Source organism: uncultured Nevskia sp., from assembly GCF_903885465.1.
Taxonomy (GTDB): Bacteria; Pseudomonadota; Gammaproteobacteria; order Nevskiales; family Nevskiaceae; genus Nevskia.
This window is the reverse complement of record NZ_CAISIQ010000077.1, coordinates 1-7,232: the sequence shown is the minus strand read 5'-3', so window position 1 is coordinate 7,232 and position 7,232 is coordinate 1. Positions and strand designations below refer to the sequence as shown.

Here is a 7,232-nt window from a genome sequence, read left to right as displayed (position 1 = left end):
TACTGCAGCACCATGTAGGTCGCCGGAACGGAGGTCGAGAAGCGCTGATACTTCTCCATGACCAACGCACTCACCAGACTGCCTTCCTTGATGTAGTCGCGGCTCAGGGTCGGATTGGTGAAGCGGCGATCCGGCGTGTAGGTGCTTTCGAGGTTGATGATCAGCTGATCGAGCAGCGAACCCGGTTCGCCTTCGACCACGTAGCTGACACCGCCGCCGATGTTGTACTCGCGGAAATACTCGCGTGCGATGTGGCCACGCAAACCGTCGCCGGCGGCGATGAAAAAGGTATCCAACTCGCGGCCGGCAGCCGTGTAGTTGTCGACCGGCGACGCCAGCAGGCTGTTGGTTGACGGTCCGAACTCATTGATTGCGGCATTGAGACCGCCAACGCCGTCAAGACGTGCCGAAGCCGCATAGGTGAACCATTCCTTCGCCGAGTAGACGCCGCCTGGGGAGGCTTCAAACGGTGTCTGCGCGAGGATTTCGCCGGAAGTGCCGACTTGGCCGGTGATCGGATTCGGCGTGAGGCCGTTGTTCAGGGCGTTGACCGCGAGGCCGAGCGCATTGTTGTTCGGCAGGTTCTTGTTGACGCCGGAGGCCGTCCAGCGGAATACGCCGTCCGGGTTCAGGCGGCTGACGAAGATCGCCTGCGCGCCCCATTGGCCGAAGTTGCCCTTCAAGCGGATGCCGTAGCTGAGCTTGGTGTCGTAGTCGGCGTACTGGTCATGCACCGTGAACTGCGACGGGATGACGTTGTACTGCGTGTTCGGATTGCCGAAGATCGTCGGCTGAAACTTCTGCGCGAAGGCATCGACGAGGACTTCGTCGGTGAACTGGTAGTTCACGCGCACGCCGAGCGAAGGCACGCGCTTGTCGGAGAACTCTTCCTGGGCATTGTCGAGAATCGAGTGACGGCGGAAGTCGATGCCGTCAACGACATCAAGCACCCGGAAGAAGATCGCCTGACCCCAGGCAATCTGCTGGTTGCCGACACGAACGTTCAGCGGGCCTTCCTGGTAGTCGAGGAACAGGGCAGGGAAGTAGACGAGGTAGTTCGGTCCGGCCGCTTCCAGCGGGTTCGGCCGCTTCATGCCGTCGACCTTGTACTGGAAGTAGTTCGGGGCGCCGCCGTAGAGGCCCGGATCGCCACCCTGGATGCTGCCGGTAGCGGCATTGGCAACGCTGACCGGATCGAAGCTGCTGTAGTTGCCGGGATCGACGATGCTGCGCAGACGGGCGACGATCTTCAGGCTCGGCGTGAACTTCATCGCGCCTTCGAGCTCGATGCGCAACAGATTCAGGTTGAAGAAGTTGTTCGCCGGATTGACCGGACGGGTGACCGTGTCATTGAGCAACGGGTTCGGTACCGAGAACGCCGGCAGCAGGCCGCCCAGCGCATCGACCGGCTGTGGCACACCCGGCATTCTCGCGGTGGGCACACCGTTGAAGGTGTTGCCGCGCTGATTGTTGGGATTCTCCGAGCCGAGGCTGATCGCCAGTTCCGGGCGGATGAAGCCACCCCAACTGACGTCGAAATCGGCAAACATGCCGGTACCGTTGCTGGCGCTGCCGTCACTGTTGGTGCTGCCGCTGCTTTCACCGCCGTCCTGCGCGAACACCGTACCCGTCGCAAGCGCCATGGCTGCCGCGACAATGATCTTGATCCCTGGAATCTTGCTGCTGTTGCTCATTGTTTACCCCTCCGTATGCAGACCCTGTTTTTTTATTAATGCGAGTCCTGCCGATCTGTTGCCGACCGATCAGTTCTCGATTCTCAGAATGCGTCCCGCCTGGCCGACGGCCAGTGCTGCCGTGCTGCCTTCCGGCTGACCAATGCCCTGGTACCACAGGGTGCTGACACCGCCACCGGTAACCCCGGTCCAGGTGCTGCCGTTGTCGCCGCTGTAACGCATTTCGCGCATGCCGGTGACCACCACCTTGCCGTCGTTGCTGGAATGAACGCCGAGCAGGATGGCGCCGGTGCCGGCATCCACCTTGGTCCAGCTGTCCCCGTTGTTGGCACTGCGCAGCACGGTGCCGTTCTGGCCCACCGCGTAGCCGATGCCGTTGCTGCCCATGAACAGCGCGAACAGCGAAGCGTCGCCCTTGTTCAGCGACTTCCATTCGCTGCTGCCCGCCGCGCGGCGCATGATCAGCGAGAACTCGCCGGCGATGGTGATCGTGCCGTTCTCATCGATCGCTGCGGCGTACATGTGCGGCTCGGTGCCGGCTTCTGCGTATTGCTCCCAGACCGGCTTGATCGCCGCCCAGGTGGCGCCGCCATCGGTCGATGACAGCACGGTGCCGAAAGCGCCGACGGCAACCGCCGCGCCCTTCGAATTGACGGCAACCGAGAGCAGCCTTTCGGTGCTGCCGGATTCAACCTTCTTCCACTCGCCGCCGCTGCGCGTCAGGATCAGGCCCTGCTGGCCGACGGCGATGGCATGTTCGCCTTTCAAGGCAACGCCGAGCAGTGCCAGCCGCGTCGGAACGTTCTTCGCCGGTGCCCATTTCTGGCCGCCGTCGGTGGTTTCGAGAAGCGTGCCAGGAGCGCCGGCGGCAAGCCCGTTGCTGCCATCGAAAGTGACGGCGAACAAGGCGTCGTGGACAGTGCCGGTGACGACGGCTGTGGCCGTGGCGGCCTGCAGCGCGCCAGACGCGCAGAGACCCAAGCCCAGTGCTGCGCCGATGACGACCGATTTCAGTGTGTGCTTCATGCGCTACCAACTCTCCGGAATATTCGAATGGCGGCTTCCGTTGGTGCGGAAGCCGCCATACAGCGAAACGCTTCGAACCGGGATCAGCCGGTGCCGAGGCGAGAAATTGCCTGAGTGGTCAGATACTTCGAGTAGACGTCTTCGCCCTGCTCGGAGAACTTCGACTTGTAGCCGCCGGTCACTTCCCTCACCTGCGAGAAGCGGCTCATGCGGTTGGCCTGCAGATCATGGCTGTGGACGTACACCCATGACCAGTCCGGGAAGCCCTCGGCGTCCTTGATGGTCATCTTGTCATTCGAGTACTGCGCGAAAGCAGGCTCGAAGGACTTCCAGATCTCGCCGCGGCGGTCGTAGGTGATGTAGGCGACGAACATGCCGTTGCGGGCATCGATCCAGATGCGCTTCTTGCCCACCGGCGAACGCGGATAACCGGTCGGTTCGGCTTCGAGCACGATGCACTCGGGGATCAGTTCGAACCAGGTGTCGAAGAACGTGGTGCCCTTCGGGCCGCCGTGCACGGTGCGCTCGTAGTTCGGGTGATAGCCGCCGCGGAAGTTGATGCCGCTGATGCAGCCCATCATCGGCTGGCGGCCAATGATCTTGTAGTTGCCCCAGGTCAGCATCGGGTCGCCGGCAGCCCAGGCATCGGACAGGAACAGTGTGATGCCCGGCACCAGCGGCTCGAAGCGCTGGTTGGCCGGGAACTGGCGCACGCGACGGAACGCCGGCAGGTAGCCATAGAGATCCGGGAACTTGCGCTGATCGTAGTACCAGGTGTTCAGGAACGACGAGCCAGCGGTTTCCGTCGGCGAGGTGAAGAACACCGACTGGTAGCGCAGCAGGTCCTTCTTGCCGTTGTAGACAGTGCCATCGGCGCGCGCCGTGGTGTTCATTTCGCACCAGACGAAATCGTACTTGTAGGCTTCGCTGCCATCCGGCGCGATATCCCAGTCACGAATCGCGTACTGCGAATACGAATGACGACCCCAGGCCAGGGTCAGATTGGAAATTGCTTCCAGGCCATTCTTCGGTTCCGGAAATGGATTGCCACCATTCCAGGGGCCGCCATCCTTGCCGACGATGTTGCCGGTGTCATCGAACTTGGCCGTGCCCTGATTCTTGAGCGTGGCTTTCAAGTACTGGTTCGGGAACAACTTGGAGACGTCCTTGGTGGACTCCACAACGTTGATCTTGCGACCCTGATTCTTGATCTGGATGAAGGTGATCGGATCGAACAGATCCTTGACCGCATCGACATTGGCGGCGCTGATGACGTCGCCGGGCTTGATCTTGCCCTTGGTGTACATCGAGATCGACAGCAGTTCGTCCGGATAGGCCTTGCTACTATCCGCGGCGTTACCGATCATCGGCCATAGCGGCGCGAGCACACCTGCGGTGCCAACACCCATGGCGGCCTTCTCCATGAGCATGCGACGCCCATAATTGAAATCGTATTTCTTGATTCTCATGTTTCCTCTCCTCGCTGACGATGCACATTAAGAACGGTGCGGCGATGCGCCGTTGACTTGAAGGTTAAGCACCGATCAGAGAACCGGTCTTCCCCATTCCACAAAGCACTACGAGCTGCACCTGCAAATGGACTCACTCACTGATGGACGGTCACCCGTGCTTCGCCAATAATCAACTGGCGCTGGGGGCAAGCTTCGGATGATTGATCTGCGCTTCATCAGCGGCGCCGGTGAAAGCGGACAGATCCACACCTTCGCCAACCAGCAGATCCTTTCTGGCCACGAATTTCGGTTTGACGATCCAGACCAGCAGCGGCAGCAGCACCAGCGCCAGGATCATGTTGAACAGCATGGTCAGCGTCAGCAGCAGACCCATGTCGGCCATGAAGCGCAGGCTCGACATGAAGATCCACGGCAGGATGCCGACGAACATGATCGATGCCGTGAACAGGATCGCCTTGCCGGTCGTCACCAGAGACACCGTGATGGCGCGCCCCCAGTCGTGATCCTGGGCGTGATACTCCTCGCAGATGCGGCTGAGCAGATAGATGCCGTAGTCGATACCGACGCCGACGCCGATCGCGGCCACCATCAGTGAGTTGATGTCGAGGCCGATGCCGATCACGTGCATCGCGGCGTTCAGCGAGAAGTTCGCCATGTTCACCGGAATCAGCAGGATGATGCCGGCCACCAGCGAGCGGTAGGCGAGGCTGCAACCGGCCAGAATCACGAGGTTGAGCAGCGCGATGATCAGGTAGTGATAGCGCTCGACGACGTGGTTCATCGCGTATTGCAACGCGATGGTGCCGGAGCCGAGGCGGATGGTGAATTCCTTATGGTCGACGCCGACGATGTCGATGGCCTTCTTGGCTTCACGCAGGGCCGCGTCAACGGTTTCCTGCTTGTTGTCCTTGAACCACAACGACACGGTGCCGTTCTGCTGCTCGAAATCGATGACGTGCAAGAAGGCTTTCGGACTGGAGCCGACCATTACCGCGCCGGCGGCGGCACCGACATAGAAATCGGTCGGGTCAAGCGGCGCCCAGCGAGGATCGCCACCACCAAACAGACGGTTCGCTTCCACCAGATAGTCACCGAAGGCCAGCGTGGCACGTGGTGCGTCCGGGCCGTTCTCGATGATGTGCTGGATTTCGGCCATCGTTTCGATGGTTTCCGCCCGCTGCATCAGCCGGTTCGGCGACTTCTGATCCTTGGCCTCGAAGATGATTTCCAGAGTATTGACGCCAGCGAAGTTGCGATTGATCTGGCGAACTGCCTCGTTGAACTCGGAATCGTTCCAGAGCAGATTCGAGCCTTCCACCGGGTTGCCGATGCGGATATGCAAGGCATTCTGAACGGCGAACACGCCGATGCCGATCATGATGCCGGCCGTCCAAGGCGCCGCGCGGCCATAGGTAAGCGTGGCGATGCGACGCAGCAGGTGCTGCAGGAAAGTCGTGCGTCCCTTGCCGACCAGTTCGTCGACGTTGTTCGGTGGCGGTAGCCAGGACAGCAGCAGCGAAATCAGGAACACGCCGGTCGGAATCAGCCAGACGCACCAGAAGCCGCAGAACAGCGCGAAGCGTTCCATCGCCGGAATCGGCGCGATGGCGATCAGGAAGATGCCGACGATGTCGGTGAAGATGCCGAGGATCGACGGCGCCATCATCACGCCCATGGTGATCTCGGCTGCCTGCTTGCGATCCTTGAGGTGCGCGTAGATCTCGTAGTAGCGCTCGGTGAACTGCACGCAATGGGAGAACGAACGCGCCACCAACAATAGCGGTACCACCATCAGCAGGGGTTCGATCGGCGACTTGATCCAGCCGGTGAGGCCGAAGCCCCATATTGCGGCGACGATGCTGGTGACGATCGGCGTGACGATGCCGACGACGTTGCGCATGTACAAGGCCAGCGCGACCACCAGTGCGGTGAGGGTGATCGCGAAGATCTTGAACATCTCCTGCTTGTAGGTGAACACCCAGCCAGTCAGCGCCGGCTGGCCGGCGAGATAGACGTTGTGGTGTTCGTCGCGGGCCTTCTCGACCAAGCCCTGCACATACTTGAAGGCTTCTGCGTAGTCGAGGCGCGATTCGATGAACGTCGCGTTGATCAGGGTCGCCGATTGATCGGCCGAAATCAGGAAGGTCCGTGCATTCGGAGATTTCTCGACGCGCACCTTGAAGTCGGCGATTTCCTCCGGCGAAGTCGGCACCGAGTCACCCATCAGCGGGCGCATGTCGATGCCGAACGGCGTGGCTTCGGCGTAGCGAGCCTTTTCGGTTGAGATCGACAGGATCTGGTCGTGGTCGACACCGGGCGCAAGATCGATGTCGCGGGTCAGGTTCCAGACTTTCGACAAGGTCTCGGCGTTGTAGATGTCGCCGTCCTTGCGCTGGAGCATCAACGTGAAAGTCAGAGGATTGCCGAAATTCGGATGGTCCTTGAACACCTGCACATAGGGTTCGTCGCGCGGCAGCAGGTCGGAAAAAATGGTGTCGAGCTTGACGTCTTTCAGACCTATGCCGAAGAAGAGGGTGACCGCTGCGAATACCGCAGCGCTGAGGCCGCGGTGATTCATCACCCACTTCGCAATCCGGAATCGCAACGAGAACATTCGCTAGAACCTCAATGGAAAAGGATGCCGCCAATCAGCAGCCAGAGCTGCCAGCTAATTTCGAATTAGAGAGCGAAGCCCGCAGCAGTCCGATATGACAGACAGCCGGTTGCCGACATCAATGACGTCATCATCCTTTCCGTTCCTCCCGCTGTAACCTTCTGAGTACGCTGCAAGGCTGCAGGTGCTCAGTGGTTTCTAATTTATGTTGATTGGATTAGACGTTCTGCGGGCTTGTCCAGCACTACACCGAAGGGTAGTTTCTGAGGGTAGTCTTGCTCTTTGGGCGAGACGTACAACTCAATTGAACAGAGTGTGCAAAACAACAATCAGGCGATCAGGCCCAGCTGTCTGCCGGCAGTGATGGCCTGTACTCGGCTGCTGACGGCCAGCTTCGAGTAGATGTTTTTCAAATGGAATTTGATG

Annotated in this window: 5 protein-coding genes; all 5 read right to left on the bottom strand. The window is 60.3% G+C overall.

The features are described 5' to 3' along the window. Nucleotides 1-1,694, bottom strand: a 1,694-nt coding sequence (locus QZY06_RS02895; protein WP_295679948.1) for a DUF1302 family protein, incomplete at its 3' end; no start/stop codon positions are given. Between the two features lie 69 nt (nucleotides 1,695-1,763). Beyond that, nucleotides 1,764-2,720, bottom strand: a complete 957-nt coding sequence (locus tag QZY06_RS02890; protein ID WP_295679945.1) for a YCF48-related protein — start codon at nucleotides 2,718-2,720, stop codon at nucleotides 1,764-1,766. 83 nt (nucleotides 2,721-2,803) lie between these two features. Then, complete coding sequence (locus tag QZY06_RS02885; protein WP_295679943.1) at nucleotides 2,804-4,189, bottom strand: DUF1329 domain-containing protein; 1,386 nt, start codon at nucleotides 4,187-4,189, stop codon at nucleotides 2,804-2,806. A gap of 172 nt (nucleotides 4,190-4,361) precedes the next feature. Beyond that, nucleotides 4,362-6,806: an RND family transporter gene (locus QZY06_RS02880; RefSeq protein WP_367275547.1), complete on the bottom strand. Its 2,445-nt coding sequence runs from the start codon at nucleotides 6,804-6,806 to the stop codon at nucleotides 4,362-4,364. A 329-nt stretch (nucleotides 6,807-7,135) separates the two neighbouring features. Beyond that, the gene (locus tag QZY06_RS22110) at nucleotides 7,136-7,231 is read right to left on the bottom strand and encodes a helix-turn-helix transcriptional regulator (RefSeq protein ID WP_367275548.1); all 96 of its coding nucleotides are present in this window, start codon (nucleotides 7,229-7,231) and stop codon (nucleotides 7,136-7,138) included. Nucleotide 7,232: the final 1 nt, after the last annotated feature.